The organism is Alteromonas abrolhosensis (genome assembly GCF_001953635.1).
Lineage (GTDB): Bacteria > Pseudomonadota > Gammaproteobacteria > Enterobacterales > Alteromonadaceae > Alteromonas > Alteromonas abrolhosensis.
On record NZ_MEJH01000001.1, the window covers coordinates 1 to 563 of the forward strand.

At 49.9% G+C, this 563-nt stretch carries 1 rRNA gene; it reads right to left on the reverse strand.

Going from position 1 to position 563, the window contains the following annotated elements:
* Positions 1-563: ribosomal RNA gene (locus tag BGK61_RS00005) — 23S ribosomal RNA — on the reverse strand; the annotation flags it as partial.

The window sequence follows — 563 nt, forward strand, 5'->3', positions numbered from 1 at the left end:
GCAGAGTGCTGTGTTTTTAATAAACAGTCCCAGCCACCTGGTCACTGCGGCCTCCATTTGCTTACCACGCGAAGTGTTCACAAACAGAGGCGTACCTTCTCCCGAAGTTACGGTACAATTTTGCCGAGTTCCTTCACCCGAGTTCTCTCAAGCGCCTTAGTATTCTCTACCTGACCACCTGTGTCGGTTTGGGGTACGGTTCATATAATCATAAGTTTAGAAGCTTTTCCTGGAAGCAGGGCATCAACAACTTCACCACCTTGGGAGCTCGTCTCGTGTCTCGGCCTTAGAAACCCGGATTTACCTAAGTCTCCAGCCTACTCACTTTCACTTGGACAACCAACGCCAAGCTTGCCTAGCCTTCTCCGTCCCTCCATCACTGATTATATAAGTACGGGAATATTAACCCGTTTCCCATCGACTACGCATTTCTGCCTCGCCTTAGGGGCCGACTTACCCTGCCCTGATTAGCATGGGACAGGAAACCTTGGTCTTCCGGCGTGGGAGTTTTTCACTCCCATTATCGTTACTCATGTCAGCATTCGCACTTGTGATATGTCCAG